The sequence below is a fragment of the Lysinibacillus sp. NPDC056232 genome, assembly GCF_042267565.1.
Lineage (GTDB): Bacteria > Bacillota > Bacilli > Bacillales_A > Planococcaceae > Lysinibacillus.
This window is the reverse complement of the sequence record NZ_JBHJTF010000016.1, coordinates 75,980-95,037: the sequence shown is the minus strand read 5'-3', so window position 1 is coordinate 95,037 and position 19,058 is coordinate 75,980. Positions and strand designations below refer to the sequence as shown.

Here is a 19,058-nt window from a genome sequence, read left to right as displayed (position 1 = left end):
TTCATTCCGCTCCGACATCTTTTTTCTCATTATAAACAAAAGTACCCTATAGGATAGACTTTTTTCAAAGTGTCTATCTTATAGGGTACAGTTTAGAAATGGGTGGCCTTTTTTATATGTTATTTCATTTGCTACTAGGCGACCCATTTAGGGCTACTGAGTTCATCGGACGTCCTTAGGATAGCGCCTAGTCGGAATAGAAATCAACTACACATGATGATGATGAGCTAAATATTATAGGTGGAAATAATTACTTGATTTGAGATATTATTAATCTGACGAAAGGGGAATTCTATTTTGAAAAAGACAATTAGTTTGTTCATTGCACTTCTTATATTCTACAGTTTATTTTTTGGGGGTAAAAGTGAAGTTAAAGCTACTTTTGTAGGGGTGATTGAAGAGATGATAAACGATCGGAAAGCAGTAGTTTATGTAACTGAATCTGAAAATAATGCGGTTTACGGAATTGTTTATGTAAATCTAGCGAAGAATCCCGACGAAACTTTTAAGGTTGGTGATAAAGTAAAAGTCGGTTATGACGGAACAGTGCAAGGTACAGCACCAATGGCGGTTACTACACTTACTGTTGAATTAGTTGAGTAATATAATAGTACTATGTAACGTTACTGATTCCGGACGCAATTATGCCGAGGCATAATTGATTTTCTGTTAAATAGTTCTTGAATTTGTATTCTAATTCCTATATATTAAAAGAGACTGAAAGGTATCTTTTTGGAGGTTTATATGAAAAAAGGTGAATTAACAAGGCGCAATATTATTCGAAAATCTGCTACGCTTTTTAACAAAAAAGGTTACATGACAACAACAATGAGTGACATTATTCAGGAAACAAATATTCAAAAGGGGGGGATATATCGACACTTTAAGGATAAAGAGCAGCTGATGGTCGAGTCTTTTCATTTTTCTACCGAAATAATGCAACATCATTTAAAGACGAGTGTTTCACAACACGAAAATGCACCGGACAAACTAATCGCATTTGTGGAGGCCTTTTTACAATTAGGTGAAGGAAAACCGATCGTAGGTGGGTGTCCTATTTTTAACGCAGCTATAGAAATGGATGATTTAGAAGAGAGTGCGTTACTGCCATCGATTAATGAAGCAATGGATATGATGATAAAGTGGATGATGAAAATTATAGAGGATGGAATGAAGCATCAGGAGTTGAAGCAGTCAGTACAGCCATACGACACTGCGATATATATTGTGTCAACACTTGAAGGTGGACTCGTATTAGATCGATTAAAGAATGATGGGCAATTAACAAAGATCATAAGAAATAATTTGAGGCAATATATTTCAATGATTGCTACCGAGCGGCCATAAAGCCGTCTTTTTTAAAATCAAAAAGAGACCAAATGGTATCTTTCGTGGAGGGGATTATTATGAAATATTTATTATTCGTTGCTTTCATAGCAATTATTTTATTTCTAAGGAGATATATCATTCTTCATATTTTTACACCGAAAATGAAAGAGGATATAAAATACCCGAATGCGACTTATGAAAACATTGAAATAGAACTGGGTACTGGGACAATTCGAGGGTGGCTTATTAAAAGCGAGAGGGCAAGAGGTTGCTTTCTGCTGATTCACGGATGGAGCTCTAATAAATCAGACATGTTACGTTATGTGGATCCCTTATTAGCTAGCGATTATGACGTAATAATTGTGGATGTTTTTGGTCATGGGCAAAGTGATTCAATACAAAAACAAGTGAGTATTGCATCGTTTGTCCAAAGTATAACATCAACGATTGATTATGTGTTGGAGAGGCCAGATATTAATAGTAATGCAATCTATGTTTTAGGGCATTCGATGGGGGGGATCGCTGCAAGTATTGTGAATTCCACAGATTTGAGGTTACAAGCACTTATTACTGATTCAATGCCTACATCATTAAAAAGTATTAGCAAATCAATGGCTGAAAAAGTAACAATACCTTACATTCCTTTTGGCTGGCTATTTGTCAGTTGGTTTTTATTACGTGGAGGTGTTTTTATAAAAGCTAGGAGAGAATGGTGTCTAGAAAAAATATTAAAAAACCAACAGTCCCCAGCTCTTGCCATACATTCAATTGAGGATAAAAAAGTGTCGATTTCAAATGTGGATGTTCTAATAAATAATAGCAACTTTAAACAGGTAATTAAAGTTGTAACAAAAGGTCACCATAATTGTGTGAAAGATAAATTTTTTTGGGTTAACGTTTTTCATTTTATAGAAAGCAATGAGGGGGAAGTAGTAGATGAAGTATATTGATACACTTGTGATTGGTGCAGGTCCAGGAGGATATGTGGCGGCTATTCGCGCTACTCAAATGAAGCAAAACGTAACAATTGTAGAGAGAGAGTATTTAGGAGGAGTTTGCTCAAATGTCGGTTGTATCCCATCAAAAGTGCTGATTTCAGTAGGTCACCGTTTTGAACAAGCAAAGCATTCAGATGATATGGGTGTTGTTGCACAAGAAGTAAAACTTGACTGGACAAAAGTGCAAGAATTCAAAAAAGGCGTAGTTTCTAAATTAGTAGGCGGTGTTGAAGGTCTATTAAAAGGCAACAAAATCGACATTGTGAAAGGTGAAGCATACTTCATAGACGCAAACACTGTACGTGTAATCGATGGTGACAACGCACAAACTTACACATTCAAAAATGCCATCCTTGCAACAGGTTCTCGACCGGTTGAAATTCCAACATTCAAATTCACTAAACGCGTAATCAACTCGACTGATGCACTTTCTTTACCAGAAGTACCGGAAAAATTAGTTGTCATTGGTGGGGGTTACATCGGTACTGAGTTAGGTTCTGCTTACGCTAACTTAGGCTCTCAAGTAACAATCATTGAAGGCAGCAAAGACATTCTAGCTGGATTTGAAAAGCAAATGACACAAGTTGTGAAAAAAGGCTTAAAGAAAAAAGGCGTAGAAGTTGTTGTTGGCGCATCAGCAAAAGGTGTGGAAGAAAATGAAAACGGCGTAGTTGTAACGTATGAAGCTGGCGGAGAAGAAAAAACAGTTGAAGCTAACTATGTATTAGTAACTGTAGGCCGTCTTCCAAATACAGATGAAATGGGACTTGAAGCAGTAGGCATCGAATTCGCAGAACGAGGTTTACTAAAAGTAGACAAACAATGCCGTACTTCAGTATCAAACATTTATGCAATTGGTGATATCGTATCTGGTCCACAGCTTGCACATAAAGCATCTTACGAAGGTAAAGTAGCTGCAGAAGCAATCGCTGGCGAAAAATCAATCGTAGATTACTTAGCAATCCCAGCTGTATGTTTCACTGATCCAGAACTTGCAACTGTTGGTTACAATGAAGAGCAAGCAAAAGCAGAAGGGATCGAGGTGAAAGTAGCAAAATTCCCATTCGCAACAAACGGTCGTGCGCTTGCTTTAAACCAAACAGAAGGCTTCGTGAAGCTTGTTGCGCGTAAAGAAGATGGCATATTAATCGGTACTCAAATTGTTGGTGCTGGTGCATCTGATATGATTGCTGAATTAAGTCTTGCAATCGAAGCGGGTATGACTGCAGAAGATATAGCATTAACAATCCATGCTCACCCAACTTTAGGTGAGATTACAATGGATGCTGCTGAGGTAATTATGGGGAGGCCAATTCATATTGTGAAAGCATAGTAGATATATTTCGAATACCGATATGATGAAACTATCTTATAGGTTTTTTATTTACTATAATTCATCGAATAAAGCACCTGCCTGAGCCTTTTATTTGTGGGTAGGTGTTTCCTATAGACAGCAAGTAAGAAGCAAATATGTGATAGAAGCCATAAAAGGTGATAACAGGTAAGCGATGTTGATACACGAAATCATTCTAGTGTTTGCTCTTTTGTTCTTCAATTATTGACTTTTCAGAGGGATACAAAGCCATGTAAAAGTGTATATGAGCGTCCCTATAAATATGTGATAGCATAACAAAAGGACTTGTGTGTATTCATACACACAAGTCCTAGAATATTGGATAGATCAAACTTCATTTATTGTTTCGTCGGATTAAATACTTAACATTCACACACTATTAATTCATTTTTGCAAAAGCTACAAGTGTTCCTTTGTCACAAGATTGGAAACCATTCTTTTCATAAAAATGCCGTACATCGGGGGCTTCTTCTGTTAAAAGAACCTTTTGGTGAACATCTTTATATTTTTCTAAAATATGATTCATCATATCAGCCACAATGCCTGCCGCTACCGCTACGCTTTCGCGCAAAAAACATCTGTAGGCCTAAACACAAAGCCGATTCAGGACGCACTTATGCCGAGGAATAATTGATTTTATCTTCTATCTACACTGAAATTGTAACATAGACAGGGTGGCGGTTTGTTAGAGAAATGGAAAAAACTGCGAATGGGATTGATTTTCACCCAAAAACAGCAACGAGGATACACGTAAAAAGTTGTATGAGCTGCGCGCTATGGACGCAAAAACAACCATTGTGTTTTATAACGCTGAAAGATAGACCAGTGCAATTTATACGAATTAGCTGGAATGTCGAAAAATTTGTAGGAATGATGATTGTTCTTTTGTTTGTAAGGCGAAGAGGGCGCATATTGGTGAGCATATAGGCATTTGCGTAGACTGTTAATCCATAAATAGCATAACCTATATCGAAATCGAAAGGAGGAAAAAATATGCGATACGATTACGGGCATGATAGTTATGGGGGACAACATGGTGGCAGACATCCGTATTACCCGGTTTCTCCAACCCATTATTATCCGACTCAACATTATCCAACCCATCATTACTACCCAATGCATTACTACCCAACACATCCAACCCATCATCGCCATCCGCACCATCACCACCCACAACACCACTATCCGAACCCACGTTATTACTAAAAAAGAAACGATAAGATCTTTATAAGAGTCGTCGTTCCTGATTTATTTAAATAGTTGTTTTACCAGGTACAAATGGAGTACCTTGTTTTTCGAGTGTGTGAAAAGATGAATTCACATGTAACTATTGTTTATATTTATGAAAGGGTCATTGGAAGAAAGTGATCCTTAACGTTATGAAGGTATAGGGATAACTTAGTATTCCTAGCATTAAAGGGTGGTATTGGGTATTATTAATAATAAATAAAGCTAGTGCCAACAATACTTATGAATAAACTGTAAAGAGAGAATAATTGTTGGTACTAGTTAATGGCAATGATAAGATTTTATTTTGGTGTTTAATGGGGAAGTATGGAAAGATCGGACATTGAGCAAGGTATTGATATAAATAGATTGGCAATGTTAAAAAGGTCACTCTGCGAAAGTGACCTTGAATGAAGTGGTATAAGACTGAAAACATCCCTGTTTATTATTTTCTAATAGCTCAAACTTTTAAAGATTAATACATGAATGTAGCGCCGACTATAATTAAAAGAATGAACAGAACAACAATTAGAACAAATGCTGAACCGTTATTGCCACCTCCATAGCTATAACCTCCGTAGCAACAATTGTTGTTGTAATTGTTGTTGTAATTGCCACTGAACCATCCCATGATGCATTCCTCCTTTCTACATCTATAATATGTATCGTTACAGAAAGTGGAGAGGTATTTATCCAACAAAGCATCTTAGAATTATAAATTTTGGAAAATAATACTTTGAGAAAAAAAGGGCCACCGTTTGGAAGTGACCCTCAGTAACAATTCAAGGCGGTGTAAGCTAAAAAATTAGCTTATTATATTATTATGATGAGATACTACTTTTGTATAGTGGATTGCCTTAGGAATTAATTTATAAATTTAAATGTAAAAAATCCACCATGCAAACAGGGATTTCTATAAGACCAAGATAGCTTAATTGCCGTCTTGGTCTATTTTGTGTGGCGAAAGTGGAAGTTTTACATAACAAATTCAACCAACTTAATAGGTGATTCTAATTCAAAGTATAAAAAATTTTCCTTGGCACATCATAGAAAAGTATTATAGATGTTTTGTTAAATCAAATAAAGCATTTAGAGAGGTGAAAAGTTTAAAAAATGGATATCATCCTAGCATTATTACCAGCTCTCTTTTGGGGAAGTATTGTATTATTTAACGTCAAACTCGGTGGTGGACCCTATAGTCAAGTACTGGGAACAACATTTGGTGCACTTATTTTCTCTATAGGTATTTACTTTTTTGTAAAGCCCGAGTTATCTCCTATAGTGTTTGGCGTCGGAATTGTATCGGGTCTTTTTTGGGCATTAGGTCAGGTAAACCAATTGAAAAGTATTGATTTAATAGGGGTTTCCAAAACAATGCCCATTTCGACAGGGCTACAATTGGTATCAACGACTTTATTTGGCGTAATCGTGTTTCATGAATGGTCGACAACAATGTCGGTTATATTAGGTGTTCTTGCACTTATTAGTATCATCATTGGTATTGTTCTCACGTCACTACCTAATCCAGAAGAGAAACAAGAAGAACATGGAAGCAATTTGAAAAAAGGAATTTTAATTTTACTTGTTTCAACTTTTGGTTATTTAGTATATGTGGTGATAATACGCTTATTTAATGTAAGTGGATGGTCTGCTTTATTGCCACAAGCAATCGGGATGGTAATAGGTGGGGTTTTATTAACGTTTAAACATAAACCATTTAATAAATATGCGATTCGTAATATTATCCCTGGTTTAATCTGGGCTGCCGGAAACATGTTTTTATTTATTTCTCAGCCACGTGTAGGAGTCGCAACAAGTTTTTCTCTTTCCCAAATGGGGATAGTCATCGCTACTTTAGGCGGAATTTTTATATTAGGTGAGAAAAAAACAAAACGGCAATTCATAGCAATTATTATCGGGATTGTTTTTATAGTCGCTGCTGGAATTATGTTAGGGATTGCGAAAAGATAAAAAGGAGGGCCTTGTATGTATCCAGATTTAGAAGGAAAAGTTGTTGTGATTACAGGTGCTGCAACGGGATTAGGTAAAGCGATGGGCATTCGCTTCGCGGCAGAAAAAGCGAAAGTAGTTATTAATTATCGTTCAAATGAAGCGGATGTAAATACTGTAGTGGAAGAGGTTAAAAAAGCCGGTGGGGAGGCTATTGCTGTACAAGGTGATGTTACAGTAGAAGCGGATGTCATCAATCTCGTTCAAACAGCTATAAAAGAGTTTGGGACCCTCGATGTAATGATTAATAATGCGGGTATAGAAAATCCAGTAGCTTCTCATGAAATGCCGTTAAGCGATTGGAATAGAGTCATCAATACAAATTTAACAGGTGCGTTTTTAGGAAGTCGAGAAGCGATTAAATACTTCGTGGAGAACGATATTAAAGGCACTGTTATTAATATGTCCAGTGTTCATGAGAAAATTCCTTGGCCTTTATTCGTGCATTATGCCGCTAGTAAAGGGGGCATTAAGTTAATGACAGAAACATTAGCCTTAGAATATGCTCCAAAGGGGATTCGTGTCAATAACATTGGACCCGGAGCGATCAATACGCCTATAAATGCTGAGAAATTTGCAGATCCAGCCAAACGTGCAGATGTGGAAAGTATGGTTCCGATGGGGTACATCGGAAAGCCGGAAGAAATTGCCGCAGTCGCAGTATGGCTTGCTTCATCACAGGCTAGTTATGTAACCGGGATCACGCTATTTGCGGATGGTGGGATGACTTTATATCCTGAATTCCAAGCTGGTCGTGGATGAGTAATGGTGTGCTAAAAAGGTATCAAGAGTTTTTTGGTGCCTTTTTTATGTGCCGATAAGCGGATTAGTTGAGATTTGCAATTAAGTTGAATATTTTTTCTTACAGATTTTCCGAACGAGAAAGCCCATGCAGGGTGTAGCCCGTCTTTAGACATGGGATGAAAGTGAGGTCAGACAAGAGGTAGTTTTGCTACTTTTGCTAATTGTCTGAAAGGGTGTTATATTTCATGTATAGACAAGTAAAAGTCTTTAAAACACGCTCATTCATTGAAAATTGGATATTGTATAAGGTTCGGTAGCCTAATTCATGCTATCGGTAAAACAATATGTGTCGTCATGAAAAAGACGCTAAAACACATCGAACGAAACCAACTATACGCTATGGTAACAGTAGCGTAGCCCTATCTGCTATATGCACTGGATAGGGAGGGGTAATGGGATACCCCAATCTTGAGAGCTGTTCAAAACAGAAATGGACTGCGAACGCTTAGTTACTCAAGAATCCCACTGACATTAGTCAGCTTGTCCCTTTAGGGGTGGGAGTCTCAAAAGCCATAGCATGCAATAATCAACACAAAATCTTGTTTGTTGGTGTAGGAACAGGAGCAAATTTAGAGTTAATTAATCGCAATGATTTAAATATAACGGCTATTAATTGTTCAACTGATATGCTCGGAAAAGCAAGAAGGTAGAATAAAGTTTTTGATAAATGCGCGAGCTGGAGAGCACGGGAAAGGCTTTGCAGTAGTCGCCGATGAAGTGCGGAAGATAGCAGAGCAATCGCAGCAATCAGCAGAGCAGATTCCCTAAAATCAAAAAAACTGTCCTTACCCAAGGCGAAATTGATTTCTTACTTCGACTACTTGTAAATCCGAAACTCATGTTCTATTCTAAAGAAGAATAACAAGTTAAGAGCGTTTGAAGTAGGAGGAAAGAACATGAAAATAAACTTTTCACAAAAGGATTTACAAACTTTACCTAAAATAGATGAAGTACTAATAAATGAAATAAAGGAATTAAATCTTTTTGATAATGATTTAATAACAATACCTGAAGAAATATTTGAGATGACTAGTATGGAGGTATTAAACATCTCAGTAAATAAAATTTGCGAAATGTCACCAAAAATTATGAACTTAACGGAACTTAGAATGCTAGATGCAGGGCATAATGACATTGACTGTATTCCCGCTGAAATCGGTCACCTTTTGAATATGGAAGATTATTTGTATTTTCATAATAATAAATTGCAATCAATTCCACATGAAATCGGTAATCTGAAAAAAGTGAGATATTTAAATTTAAGTGATAACAGTTTAAAAAAATTGCCCGAGGAAATTGGGAATTTAACCAAACTAGTAGAACTACGTGTAATGAATAATCAATTAACTGAGTTACCAAAAAGAATAAGTAGTTTAACTAATCTAAGAGAATTACATTTGAAAAATAATCAAATTACATCTCTTCCAGAGAAATTTGGAGAATTAGCTTTATTACGAGTTTTAGATTTAGAAGAAAATCAGATTGAAAATATACCGCATTCTTTACATAAATGTCAAAAACTAAGAAGATTGAATTTGAGACATAATCAATTAAAAACATTGTCAGAAGATATTGGTAACTTACAAAATTTATTAGAACTAGATTTAAGAAGTAATCAACTTTTAGAATTACCTACATCCTTAATGGAAATTAAAGGTTTAGAACGTCTAGACTTAAGATGGAATCATCAATTGAGTATCCCTAGTTGGATAGAAGAATTGGAGGAAAGAGGATGTATTGTTTATTTGTAGACCTGGAAAATGAATTATGGAAATAAATAGGTGTTAGCAGTCTGAACCTTCCTTGTAGTACATAAAATTAAGGATCAAGTGTTGTTTACGGGTTTTTCAGAAATTGATTTGAATGATGTAGTAATCTATTCATGTTATCTTGTCAAACAAACACGGGACCAGTCACTCATTCATAAAATGAGTTCTGGTCTTTTTGTATTTATTATTTGAAAATGAATTTGTGGAACAACTGTGTTCAGAATAATTAGGCTCTTTAAAAAGATGGTATAAAACTGGAATATCATACCATTTATTATTGTTTGTCTGTATAATAAAAGAAAGAATATTTTCTCGTAAAGTCTGATTACGGATAATTGATATGAGGGGGATGATATGATGACAATCGAGGTTTTTATCGCAACAGAAGAAGATTATTTTACTGTGAATGAGATTGTAAAAGAAGGGCATGAAGAGCATGTGATGGAGGAACCAACGATTTTTAAAAGTGTGGAGTCTGTAATGCCCGAATGCTATTATAAAGAACTGATTGCCAACGAAGAGAGTGATGTTCTAATTGCGAAGGAAGATGAAGTTGTAGTGGGTTTCGCGGTCATAAGTGTTGAAACTTCACCACCTTTCAAGTCGCTCGTTCAACGGAAATATGCTTACATACACGATTTTGGTATAAAAGCAAACTTACAAAGAAAAGGTATTGGAAAAATGTTATTTAATGCTTGTATAACTTGGGCTGAAAAAAGGGAAGTTGACTCAGTTGAGTTAAATGTTTGGGAATTTAATACGAAAGCCATTGATTTTTATAAACATTTTGATATGAAAAGCGTAAGTAGAAAAATGAAATTAACTATTTAACGAAGTATCTTGAGATGAAGAGGCAGGGACCGACGATATTTGTCTCAAAACATTTAGAACAGTTCTGCCACTACCCTATGAGTATGAGAAACATGAAAAAGGACTTCCGTTAATACACGCAAGCCCTAGAATAGAACCAAACATTGCGTCTAATTTAGCCCATTTTATTGCTTTAAGTTACTTTAATAAAAATGTGAATTTAACTACTTAAATTAAGGTGACCAATTTGGGCATTTGGGATAATACTATACACCAGTCCATACTAAAGTTCTTAATAAATAAAATAAGCCAAGACCGGCAATAATCAATAGAACGAATAAAACAATAGCAAAGGCAAAATTTGTACCTGGTGTATTTACTCCATAAGATGGATAACTCAAAACAATCCCCTCCTTATAAAAATTTATAGCAGGATTATTTGAAGAAAGGAACAGTAATATTATTTTAGGCTGTAACAATACGTCACAGCCTTTATAATACTTTCCTTTTTATTGATAAAATACAGCTATGGGCACTGGGGAGAAGGGATTAATGTCGATTTTCTAACGTTATTTTAAAGTGTGGTTCACATTTACCGGCATCCATTTCTCTAAACGTTGGAATACGGTATTTCCCACTAGGCCCATATAAGAAAGCGCCACAAGTAATGACTGATAGCTACAATTTTAAGACTTGCCTTCAGGTGCGCACTAGATCATTGATGAAATAGAAAATAAGGTGCTATTGGAACAATGGTTGTGGCAAATTAATATTACAACCACAAACACATGAAACTTCCTTTTTATATTTATAGTATGTTGTGCTAAATAAAGAACTCAGGGCAAATTACCTTGTGTAAGGAAGGGTTTTAATCATGAATTATTGATAAAATACATTCAGCACGGCTAGTTCGGGATGAATTTGCTAAGTTTATTGGCATGAGAGACCATTTCATTATCCATCTATAAAGAGCTATTTTTAGAATTTTTATGGCTTTTTTGTATGGATTTCCCTGTATTGATTGGAATGAACCTTGTTGGATATATATTGTCATTAATATAGGTATTGTTCTATCGAATTTGTTGAACATTTAAAAAATCAGTAGTGCAACTCTCACTCTTTTCATATAAAATCTAACTTATAACTTATTTGGAAATGGAGTGTAGAAGATGTTTCCTATTTTAGATACTGAACGATTAGTGTTAAGAGAACTTATCGAACATGACGCCCAAGAAGTTTTAAATTGTTTTTCAAATCCTGATGTATTACGCCACTATGGGCAGAAACCTTTAACAAGTTTAGAGCAGGTTAAACAAATAATTAAAAATTTTTCAAAAAATTATGATGAAAAACGTGGAATTAAATGGGGAATTGCCTTAAAAGGGCAAGAAGGTATTATTGGTACTATTGGTTTTCAAGAGTGGTCTACTGAGCATAAAAGAGCTGAAATTAGTTATGCACTTTTTCCTGAGAACTGGGGTAAAGGATATGCAAAGGAAGCTGTTGATAGAGTCCTATCATTTGGCTTCCAAGAGATGGATTTAATGCGTATTGGAGCTATTGTTTTCACTGAAAATGAAGCTTCAAATAAACTGTTAATCAAATTGGGTTTTGAAAAAGAAGGGATATTAAAAAATTATATGCACCAAAACGGTGTTCCGTATGACACTAATATTTTTTCTCTAATAAAGGTTAAAACATCATAAAATGGCCTGGACCAAGATAGATTAATTACTGTCTTGGTCTTTATCATTAAAACGATTAAATAAAGCGATTCTTACTTAGCAAAGCGTCAGCTACATTGTTCAGCCAGAGGTAAAGGTTTTCCAAACTAAGTGACTTGTTTTGATAGTGGGAAATAGTAATCGGAAATTTAGTGATAATAAGAATGAATTCAAATCATTTCAAGTCCGTGATAAACATTCACACATACTATATTTTTTAAGGAGAGGAGGATGGGGGAAAATGGATGATAAAATTATGAAGAGTATAAAAAAGTATGGATTTGGATTGTTTACAATTGTCCTAATCGCAATTGGATTTTTAATAGTAATAAACGGTGTTGAAAATGGTGTAGATTCAGCAAATGAGTACTTAAATACATCAATGGGTGGAGGTATGGATACAGATAGTTTCCTAGTAATACAGAAAGGGTATATTTTATCGAATTTCATATTTGGCGGAATTCTGCTATTGGTTGGACTTTCGTTTTTTTGTATGTATATATATAAATTTTTCAAGGAAATGGATGTAGGAGACGAATGAAAAGGATTTGATTCCAAAATAATATAGTCATTGAGTTAGAAATATATGAAAGAAAAAGGGGGTCACTGGAGGAAGGTGACCCTTCGAAAATAATTTAGAAGATGTAGGGGTAAATTAGTATTTCTTACATAAAAATATGAGTAATAGAGGTGTTGGCGTTATCGTTTTTTAGTATTTAATGAAAGTAGCGCCAACGATAATTAAAAGTATGAATAATACTACAATTAGGGCAAAAGCGGACCCTGTGGCGTAACCATTATCTGAACAGCCCATAACTACTCCCTACTTTCTACAATTTATAATTCGTAAAGCTGTAAAAAGGAGAGATGGTAATCATCTAACTATAATAATTTTCCCTAAATTTTTACAAGTAATATTACAAGTTTTATAGTTATGAAGGGGTCATCTACTATTCGCAACATATTTTAGCTTTATGGAAATTGACCATTCGATAGAGGTTAGTCATTTTAGAGGAGGAAATAAAAATGGAAAAAGAGAAATCACCAAAAGTTGGCGTGGGGGCGGTTCTCCTAGATAAGGCTAACAAAATTTTACTTGTTTTACGTAAAAAAGCACCTGAAGCAGGCTGTTGGAGCTTACCTGGTGGCAAGGTTGACTACATGGAAACAATAGAAAATGCGATCATACGTGAAATAAAGGAAGAGCTTGGAGTGGATATCGAAATTACACAATTGGTATGTGTGACTAACCATATTATTCAATCAGAAGATGTTCATTATGTTGCGCCTACTTTCAGTGCTCGTATTACGAATGGAGAAGTACATAATAGAGAACCGCATGCTTTAGAGAAAGTGCAGTGGTTTTCTATAAATGAAATCCCAGAAAACATAACAATGACAACCGACTATGCGTTGAAACAGTTAAAGCTTTTTGACACTCCTACCCCTAAAGGGCAAGATGACTAACGTCAGTGGGGTTCTTGCTACCAAAGGCGAAGTCCATTTCTGGTATCGCTGACGTGCAAAATTGCGGTGTGCCAAGAACCTTAATTAAAAGCCGTAAATGAATTACAGATTGAATCTTAAAAATTGTATATATTGGGGATCAGCCAACAAATATTTTAGCTGCTAATGCGGCGGGAATAATGAGCTTTGGCGCATTATGGAGAAAAGGCAATAAAGATAAATTAGTAGGTGTATTCTCTATGGGTATATTACATAAACCTGAAGATATTTTAGCTATTAACCGACTTTATAGTATTATAAAAATGAAAATCACCAGCTACTCCAATTTGAGTTCCGATGATTTTTAATGATTAATTAAATTTTGTTAGACTCGTGTTTTTTTCTGCTTTTTTTAAACTAGGTTTTTTCTCAGAAATAAAAAGACCAGATAATGTTAGAACTATACCGAATGCCGACATATAAGTTATTTGTTCATCTAATACAATCATAGATGTTAGTACTGTAATGACTGGAACCGCGTAAATATAAATACTACTTTTAATGGTGCCTAGCAGTTTAACAGCATAGTTCCATGTAATAAAACAAAGAGCAGAAGCACCAAGACCTAAGAATAATATATTGAATAAAGAAACTGGATTTGTAAAACGTTTCAGTTCCCATTCAAAATCAAACAGAAAAAGGGTAGGCATCATAAATAGAATACCGTAAAAAAACACTCTTCTTGTCGTTTGAATTGTATGATATCCGTAACCACTTATTTTTCTAGTCAATACAGAATAAGTAGCCCAAACGAGCGTAGCAATTACAGCTAATAAATCTCCTAAGGGGTTTAGTTGGAACTTTGAAGTACCGCTGAAGCTGATCAGGTAGATCCCAGTAATTGCAACAAGAAATCCAATGAAAAAGTTGATCCGTAATGGTTCCTCCTTCAAAAATAGGTAGGTGAGAATTGCTGTGAAAAAGGGAACGACGGAACTGATCACGCCAACATTAGAAGCCATTGTAAAGGTTAAGGCAATATTCTCTAAAAGGTAATACAACGTAACACCACATAAACCAGCACTAGCAAAAATGAATTCATGTTTTTTATTCGTTACTTTTAGTCGGTGCGGGTAGATCATCAGTAACACAACGAAACCTATGACAAAACGATAGAAAAGGATTTCAATAGGGGTAAAATCATTCAATAATATTTTAGTAGAGATGAAAGTTGTTCCCCAGATCAAAATGGTAATAAGTGCTGCTGTATGCCCAACAGTATTTTTTTTCTCCATATACTAGTCCTTTCTAATAGTCGATTATTCATCGAGTTTAGTAAAAATATTTTGGTATTGTTTAGGGGTCAAACCGATAAATTCCATAAAAAAATGGCTAAAGTGACTTTGATCGCCGAAGCCACTATATAAGGCCGCATCTAATGGCGACACTCCCTGTTCCAAAAGCTTCTTTGCCTCATTGATACGTATTGTTTGTAGATAGCGATACGGCGTAATACCGCGAACACGGGTAAATGCTCGTACTAAAGAATATTTATTCATATTTGCCATTTTCGCTAAATCATCTAAAGTAATGTGCTCTTGATAATGTGTTTCTATATACTGACAAAGATTTTTAATCATTTCTGTTTTTGCACTAGAATCAACTTCATTAGGAGACTCTGTATATTCGTCAATTAACTGCTTGATTAAAATATAAAATGTTTCTTGCTTTTCATCATTTGGTAATTCCTTCATGATCATCTGATGAAGATTATGTAATATGCTTGTTTGTTCACTTAAATAAGCAACTGGAGTTTTAAACTGGGGCAGATAGTCTTTTCCAGTAATCTCTTTGGTTACTTTTTGCATGATTTCAGGCTTAATATTTAAACAACGATAATCTAATGTTTTGTTGTCAATCTGTTCACAAGCATGATTATCCATAGGGTTAAAACATATTAAATCACCGGTATTGATGATGTATTCTTTGTTCTTGCAAGTTAATCGTCTTTGTCCACTCTCTATGAATCCAATCACAAAGTATTCGTGGAAGTGGTTTGGGAATTTTTGCATGATTCCACAGAAACGATAGGCTTCAATCTGTAGATCATGATCAAAATGAACGATTCTTTCTTCTAACATCTCATGAAACACCTTCTTTTTATTAATATGGAAGTAAGTGTAGCACAAATCTTTTAGCTTTTATTGTACGATATTGACTACCTAAAATTTGCCTCTTGCATTAAACCACCTGTTAAACAATCATCGACATTATAATATTGCAATGTAAAATTTGGATTTTTAATTAATAATTAGATTTAAAAGTAAACGTAACCATGTTAGGATAATATATCGTAGGAGGTGTAGTTTGGCCTAAGGGGCTTGTGCTAATAACAAAACACAAATTACCTTTTGACAATTATTTTGATGAAAAAGAGAAAAATTGTTCTCATCGTTTGCTTGTTTATTGTCTTTCTGACAGGCTCACGAGTTTTATGGTTGCAATTATTTAATAATTCAGATCAACCACATGCTGTAAAAGGGCAAATAGATTTAAGAAGTTGGAATTTTAATGACGGTCATGCCATTACACTCGATGGAGAGTGGGAGTTTTATCCTAATAATTGGTTGATTAGTGAAGAAAAACACTTAGAATCTAAAAAGGTTCAAGCTTCATACATACAGGTTCCTAATGGCTGGAATTCTGCTTTACTAGGGGAAGAGAAAAGCCCTTACGGTTACGGTTCTTATCGCTTAAAATTACTCGTCAATCCCGAAGACAATATAACTTACAGTATTCGAGTTCCGAGTGTTCGGAGTTCCTCAGAAATTTATGTAAATGGACGACAGTTGGCAAAATCAGGTGAAATAGGGGAGAATGCAGAAAATACAGTTGCCAAAAATGTTCCGTATACTGCTTCCTTTGAAGCAAACGGTCATAAAGAAATTGAAATTATAGTTCAGGCTTCTAACTTTAAGGATCCTCGTGGCGGTGGAATTGTTCGCTCCATTAAATTAGGAAAAGAAGATAAATTAGCTAGGGAAACGCAATGGTCGATAGCTATGCAACAACTAGTTGCAGTTGTTTTCTTTATACACGCGATCTATTCCATCATTTTATTTTTTGTAGGAAACATGGAAGAAAAAAGATTACTTTACTTTTCTCTGTTATCGATAAGCACTATGAATTATTACTTATTAGCAAGCGATGACAAATTATTATCTTATTGGTTTCCGATTAATTACGACTGGGGCTTTAAATTAGTTCATCTTGCTATGGTAGGGATAGGCTTTGCACTACTTCAATGCATAAAACATTGGTTGCCTCAACATGTGAGAAAATATATAAGTTGGTTTAGTATTTTCTGTGGTATAGCTACATTTATGGCAATCGTGTTGCCTACTCGCTATATAGTAACTAATCAAGAAGTATATTTAATTATTTTAGCTATTGCGTTGGTAATAACGATCCTAACAGTAATGCGAAAATCTATTAAAGAGATCAGAAGTAATATATTTTTACTTCTTGCCATATTAGCATTTGGCAATAATATGATTTGGGATGGCCTACTTCTCATCTTTGGGATAAAAGTGATCATGTATCCATTTGATCTTATTATCACAATGGCTTGTTTGGCTACTTTATGGTTTAAAGGATATGCTAAAGTCCATTCTGAAACTAAAGAACTTGCTACGAAGCTCCAAAAGACAGATAAGTTAAAGGATGAATTCCTTGCCAATACGTCTCATGAATTACGAAATCCACTTCATGGGATCCTTAACATTTCTAAGGCTGTTTTGGAAAGAGAAGAACGTGCACTCAGTGACAAAAGTGTCAAGGATTTAGAAACAGTGCTATCTGTAGGAAGTCGTATGTCACTTATGTTAAATGATTTACTAGATGTAATGAGTTTAAAAGAAAATAACACCAAACTAAAACTTAGTACTGTTTCGATTCACGCCATTGTATCGGGTGTATTAGATATGCTCTATGTGATGAGTGACGGAAAGCAGATTCAATTAATAAATCAAATCCCTGAAGATTTTCCTAAAGTAATGGCTGATGAAAATAGAATGATTCAAATTGTTTTCAATTTACTTCATAATGCGGTGAAATACACGAACGAAGGTGAAGTAACGATTTCTGGTCATATAAGAAATGATATGGCGGAAATTGTGATTTCGGATACTGGTATTGGTATTGATGTGGGAACTATTCAACGTATATTTGAACCTTATGAGCAGGGTACCCTTAGTAAAGCAATGATTGAAGGCGGATTTGGGCTAGGACTTAGTATTAGTAAACGTTTGGTTGAACTACATGGGGGAACATTACAGGTAAAATCAGTTGTAGGTAAAGGGTCAGAATTTACGTTTACGCTACCTATATCTGATGGAACGGATGAGCAAAACACACCAGAAAATGTAGCTCTGCTATCAGATGCGAACGAAGAATCAACGGTAGTGACTCCTGCAAATCCATTGGATGATCGAACTGAAAATCATTCAATCATTGCAGCAAATCGACCTAGAGTATTGGTCGTCGATGATGATCCAGTTAACTTAAGAGTTATCGAAACAATACTCTCTATAGAAAAATACGACTTAGTAATGGTTACAAGCGGTGATAAAGCTCTCGAAATGGTAACGTCTCAAGAGTGGGATTTGGTCATATCAGACGTAATGATGCCAAATATGTCAGGATACGAATTAGTACGTACAATTCGTCAGCAACTTTCAATAACTGAACTTCCTGTTTTACTTCTCACAGCAAGAAGTCAGCCTCAAGACATTAAAAATGGATTTTTATCTGGTGCTAATGATTACGTATCAAAGCCAATGAACGCTTTAGAGTTAAGATCAAGAGTGAAGGCACTAACCGACGTTAAACAATCTGCACAAGAACGGCTTCGAATGGAGGCAGCGTGGCTTCAGGCACAAATACAGCCACATTTTTTATTCAATACATTAAATGCCATTATCACGTTAAGTGAAATTGATATCGAGCGTACTGGTAAGCTACTTGAAGCACTAAGTGATTTTTTAAGGGAATCCTTTAAGTTTCAAAATATTGATGAGCTTGTTCCACTTGAGGACGAGTTAAATCTTGTTCGATCCTATTTATATATTCATAAGGAACGTTTTGGGGAGCGGATAAACGTAACGTGGGATCTGAACGTTTCTACAGACGTCATGATACCATCATTAACCATCCAACCATTAATTGAAAATGCTTTGAAACATGGTATTTTGCCCCGTGAAAATGGCGGGAATATTCATATTTGCATTGTAGATTACGACTCGTACATTGAGATCTCTGTGTCAGATGATGGTACTGGCATGGATGAAGCTACAATGGAACGTTTACTTGAAAGAAAATCGAAGACTTCATCTGGCATTGGATTGCTTAATACAGATCTTCGCTTAAAACAGCATTTCGGTGAGGGACTTCAAATTAAAAGTAACCCAAATCAAGGTACAACCATTTCGTTTGTTGTTCTTAAAAAGAAAGAAAAATCAAAGTAATTTAACCGTGGATTGATGGTGAAATAAGAATATTCAATAAAAACTGCATTCCCATTTGATAA

Annotated in this window: 19 protein-coding genes and 1 pseudogene; 14 read left to right on the top strand and 6 right to left on the bottom strand. The window is 35.2% G+C overall.

Annotation, left to right across the window (positions count from 1 at the left end):
- Positions 1-297 precede the first annotated feature (297 nt).
- The 4 genes from ACFCYJ_RS13780 to lpdA all read left to right on the top strand — a co-directional run bounded on the left by ACFCYJ_RS13780 (position 298) and on the right by lpdA (position 3,660).
- Positions 298-603 carry a hypothetical protein gene (locus ACFCYJ_RS13780; protein WP_376074498.1) on the top strand — a complete coding sequence of 102 codons (306 nt, stop codon included), beginning with the start codon at positions 298-300 and terminating at the stop codon, positions 601-603.
- 141 nt (positions 604-744) lie between these two features.
- Positions 745-1,347: a TetR/AcrR family transcriptional regulator gene (locus ACFCYJ_RS13775; RefSeq protein ID WP_376074497.1), complete on the top strand. Its 603-nt coding sequence runs from the start codon at positions 745-747 to the stop codon at positions 1,345-1,347.
- A gap of 59 nt (positions 1,348-1,406) precedes the next feature.
- Positions 1,407-2,279 (top strand): alpha/beta hydrolase, encoded by an 873-nt coding sequence (locus tag ACFCYJ_RS13770; RefSeq protein ID WP_376074496.1) that lies wholly within the window; start codon positions 1,407-1,409, stop codon positions 2,277-2,279.
- Positions 2,266-3,660: a dihydrolipoyl dehydrogenase gene (lpdA, locus tag ACFCYJ_RS13765; protein WP_376074495.1), complete on the top strand. Its 1,395-nt coding sequence runs from the start codon at positions 2,266-2,268 to the stop codon at positions 3,658-3,660. The genes ACFCYJ_RS13770 and lpdA overlap by 14 nt, the downstream gene beginning before the upstream one ends.
- A 400-nt stretch (positions 3,661-4,060) precedes the next feature.
- On the opposite strand, the gene ACFCYJ_RS13760 is transcribed toward lpdA, so the two are convergent.
- Together ACFCYJ_RS13760 and ACFCYJ_RS13755 are read right to left on the bottom strand one after the other, a co-directional pair.
- The gene (locus ACFCYJ_RS13760; RefSeq protein WP_376074494.1) at positions 4,061-4,252 is read right to left on the bottom strand and encodes a GNAT family N-acetyltransferase; all 192 of its coding nucleotides are present in this window, start codon (positions 4,250-4,252) and stop codon (positions 4,061-4,063) included.
- 1,131 nt (positions 4,253-5,383) lie between these two features.
- Positions 5,384-5,539, bottom strand: a complete 156-nt coding sequence (locus ACFCYJ_RS13755; protein ID WP_376074493.1) for a YjcZ family sporulation protein — start codon at positions 5,537-5,539, stop codon at positions 5,384-5,386.
- A 482-nt stretch (positions 5,540-6,021) separates the two neighbouring features.
- On the opposite strand from ACFCYJ_RS13755, the gene ACFCYJ_RS13750 reads away from it, so the two are divergent.
- From ACFCYJ_RS13750 to ACFCYJ_RS13730, 5 genes and pseudogenes are all read left to right on the top strand, one after another.
- Complete coding sequence (locus ACFCYJ_RS13750; RefSeq protein WP_376074492.1) at positions 6,022-6,879, top strand: RhaT/GlcU family sugar-proton symporter; 858 nt, start codon at positions 6,022-6,024, stop codon at positions 6,877-6,879.
- Between the two features lie 15 nt (positions 6,880-6,894).
- Positions 6,895-7,680, top strand: coding sequence for a glucose 1-dehydrogenase (gene gdh / locus ACFCYJ_RS13745; RefSeq protein WP_376074491.1), 786 nt, complete (start codon positions 6,895-6,897; stop codon positions 7,678-7,680).
- Between the two features lie 711 nt (positions 7,681-8,391).
- Positions 8,392-8,484 (top strand): annotated as a pseudogene (locus ACFCYJ_RS13740) (methyl-accepting chemotaxis protein); the annotation flags it as partial.
- A 134-nt stretch (positions 8,485-8,618) separates the two neighbouring features.
- Positions 8,619-9,473: a leucine-rich repeat domain-containing protein gene (locus tag ACFCYJ_RS13735; protein ID WP_376074490.1), complete on the top strand. Its 855-nt coding sequence runs from the start codon at positions 8,619-8,621 to the stop codon at positions 9,471-9,473.
- 372 nt (positions 9,474-9,845) lie between these two features.
- Positions 9,846-10,322 (top strand): GNAT family N-acetyltransferase, encoded by a 477-nt coding sequence (locus ACFCYJ_RS13730; protein ID WP_376074489.1) that lies wholly within the window; start codon positions 9,846-9,848, stop codon positions 10,320-10,322.
- A 245-nt stretch (positions 10,323-10,567) separates the two neighbouring features.
- On the opposite strand, the gene ACFCYJ_RS13725 is transcribed toward ACFCYJ_RS13730, so the two are convergent.
- On the bottom strand, positions 10,568-10,702 hold the full coding sequence (locus tag ACFCYJ_RS13725) for a hypothetical protein (RefSeq protein WP_376074488.1): 135 nt from the start codon (positions 10,700-10,702) through the stop codon (positions 10,568-10,570).
- 768 nt (positions 10,703-11,470) lie between these two features.
- On the opposite strand from ACFCYJ_RS13725, the gene ACFCYJ_RS13720 reads away from it, so the two are divergent.
- Both ACFCYJ_RS13720 and ACFCYJ_RS13715 read left to right on the top strand, forming a co-directional pair.
- Positions 11,471-12,007 carry a GNAT family N-acetyltransferase gene (locus ACFCYJ_RS13720; protein ID WP_376074487.1) on the top strand — a complete coding sequence of 179 codons (537 nt, stop codon included), beginning with the start codon at positions 11,471-11,473 and terminating at the stop codon, positions 12,005-12,007.
- A 259-nt stretch (positions 12,008-12,266) separates the two neighbouring features.
- Positions 12,267-12,566, top strand: a complete 300-nt coding sequence (locus ACFCYJ_RS13715) for a hypothetical protein (RefSeq protein WP_376074486.1) — start codon at positions 12,267-12,269, stop codon at positions 12,564-12,566.
- 168 nt (positions 12,567-12,734) lie between these two features.
- On the opposite strand, the gene ACFCYJ_RS13710 is transcribed toward ACFCYJ_RS13715, so the two are convergent.
- On the bottom strand, positions 12,735-12,839 hold the full coding sequence (locus ACFCYJ_RS13710; RefSeq protein WP_376074485.1) for a YjcZ family sporulation protein: 105 nt from the start codon (positions 12,837-12,839) through the stop codon (positions 12,735-12,737).
- 212 nt (positions 12,840-13,051) lie between these two features.
- On the opposite strand from ACFCYJ_RS13710, the gene ACFCYJ_RS13705 reads away from it, so the two are divergent.
- Positions 13,052-13,492, top strand: coding sequence for an NUDIX domain-containing protein (locus ACFCYJ_RS13705; protein WP_376074484.1), 441 nt, complete (start codon positions 13,052-13,054; stop codon positions 13,490-13,492).
- Between the two features lie 179 nt (positions 13,493-13,671).
- Positions 13,672-13,839: a hypothetical protein gene (locus ACFCYJ_RS13700; RefSeq protein ID WP_376074483.1), complete on the top strand. Its 168-nt coding sequence runs from the start codon at positions 13,672-13,674 to the stop codon at positions 13,837-13,839.
- Between the two features lie 3 nt (positions 13,840-13,842).
- On the opposite strand, the gene ACFCYJ_RS13695 is transcribed toward ACFCYJ_RS13700, so the two are convergent.
- Together ACFCYJ_RS13695 and ACFCYJ_RS13690 are read right to left on the bottom strand one after the other, a co-directional pair.
- A complete protein-coding gene (locus ACFCYJ_RS13695; protein WP_376074482.1) occupies positions 13,843-14,766 on the bottom strand; it encodes a DMT family transporter in 924 nt (307 codons plus the stop codon).
- A 24-nt stretch (positions 14,767-14,790) separates the two neighbouring features.
- On the bottom strand, positions 14,791-15,612 hold the full coding sequence (locus ACFCYJ_RS13690; RefSeq protein ID WP_376074481.1) for an AraC family ligand binding domain-containing protein: 822 nt from the start codon (positions 15,610-15,612) through the stop codon (positions 14,791-14,793).
- A 285-nt stretch (positions 15,613-15,897) separates the two neighbouring features.
- On the opposite strand from ACFCYJ_RS13690, the gene ACFCYJ_RS13685 reads away from it, so the two are divergent.
- Positions 15,898-18,996 (top strand): hybrid sensor histidine kinase/response regulator, encoded by a 3,099-nt coding sequence (locus ACFCYJ_RS13685; RefSeq protein WP_376074480.1) that lies wholly within the window; start codon positions 15,898-15,900, stop codon positions 18,994-18,996.
- The last annotated feature ends 62 nt before the right edge of the window (positions 18,997-19,058 follow it).